The 1532-nt window shown below is 53.6% G+C and carries 2 protein-coding genes; both read left to right on the top strand.

Features of this window, described 5'->3' with window-relative positions:
• Positions 1–126: 126 nt before the first annotated feature.
• Positions 127–339 (top strand): DUF1471 domain-containing protein, encoded by a 213-nt coding sequence (locus JTI98_RS04580; protein ID WP_216081976.1) that lies wholly within the window; start codon positions 127–129, stop codon positions 337–339.
• An 18-nt stretch (positions 340–357) separates the two neighbouring features.
• Entirely contained in the window at positions 358–1455 is a 1098-nt protein-coding gene (locus JTI98_RS04575) for an alkene reductase (RefSeq protein ID WP_216081975.1), read from the top strand.
• Positions 1456–1532 lie beyond the last annotated feature (77 nt).

The following is a 1532-nucleotide window of genomic DNA, read 5'->3' as shown; positions in this document are numbered from 1 at the left end:
CTTATTATTAACAAAAACGCAATAGTCTATTGCCATTTGTATCATTTATGTCATCTGTCGTCAGGCGTATTCTTCTCCCAACGCGTTATTCAACGCCAACCAATCAATTTACTCTGGGATATAAACATGAAAACCATTATCGCTGTTATTACTGCTTCTCTGTTCTCTGCTGTGNNNTTTAGCGCCTCTGCACAGAGCGTTACGGCGTCTGGCACCACGCTGGTTTCTGCTGAAGCAGTGATTGCGCAAAAAGCGAAAGAGATGAACGCCTCTGAATACAAAATCACCAGCGCTCGCATGGGCAATACCGTCACCATGAGTGCAGAACTGTATAACTAATCGCGAGGGAAACCCATTATGTTATTCGATCACTATGCGCTGAATGCCTTGCCGTTAAAAAACCGGATTGTTATGCCGCCGATGACGCGTTCTCGCGCCGGGGCAGGCGACGTCGCGACTGACATGATGGCGGACTATTACGCGCAGCGTGCCAGCGCGGGGCTTATCATTAGCGAAGGCACACAAATCAGCCAGCAGGGTCAGGGCTATGCCTGGACGCCGGGTATCTATTCCGATACACAGATTGCTGGCTGGAAAAAAGTCACCGACGCCGTGCACAAGGCGGGCGGTAAAATCTTCGCTCAGTTGTGGCATGTCGGTCGTGTTTCACACACCGTTCTGCAACCTGGCGGCGCCGCGCCGGTCTCTTCTTCTGCCATTCAGGCGCCAGGGGTGAAAGTCTTTGTCGATGTGGAAGGGCGCGGCCCGGAAAATGGCGTCGGCGAGATGGTGCAGCATGACATGCCGCGCGCCCTGACGCTGGAAGAGATCCCGGCTATTGTCAATGACTATGCTCAGGCGGCGCGCAATGCTATCGCTGCAGGATTTGACGGCATTGAACTGCATGGGGCGAACGGCTATCTGATCAATCAGTTCATTGACTCTCAGGCCAACCTGCGTGACGACGAATACGGCGGCTCGCTGCAAAACCGTCTGCGCTTTATGCGGGAGGTGGTGACGGCGGTCTCTGCGGCGATTGGTAAAGAGCGCGTGGGTATTCGTCTCGCTCCGCTGACCACGCTGATGGGGTCAAAAGATGATACCCCGGAAGCGACCTATCTGGCGGCAGCCAGCGTGCTGAACGAGCTAGGCATTGCCTATATTCATATCGCCGAAGCGGACTGGGAAGATGCGCCGGTCATGCCTGCCGCGTTTAAAGAAGCGCTGCGTATTATCTTCCACGGCACGTTGATTTACTCCGGTAAATACACCAAAATCCGTGCAGAAGAGGCGCTGGCGAACGGCTGGGCCGATCTGATCGGTTTTGGTCGTCCGTTTATTGCTAACCCTGATCTGCCACATCGACTAAAAAATGACTTGCCGCTGAATGCGCCAATTAAAGAGACGTTCTTTGGTGGCGGGAAAGAAGGGTATCTGGACTACCCGGCTAGCTGATTTCATGACGCAATGCGTCAATCTGCTCGCACATCCGCAAATGGTCCGGCGAATAACATCACGCCGGGCTTTGTGTA

Origin of the sequence: Citrobacter sp. MGH 55, from assembly GCF_016906145.1 — a bacterium.
Classification (GTDB): domain Bacteria; phylum Pseudomonadota; class Gammaproteobacteria; order Enterobacterales; family Enterobacteriaceae; genus Citrobacter_A; species Citrobacter_A amalonaticus.
This window is presented reverse-complemented; position numbering and strand designations above follow the sequence as displayed.

What these genes read in the sequence shown, in the direction of transcription:
- JTI98_RS04575 (WP_216081975.1), top strand. Translation starts at nt 358, where the DNA reads ATGTTATTCGATCACTATGCGCTGAATGCCTTGCCGTTAAAAAACCGG.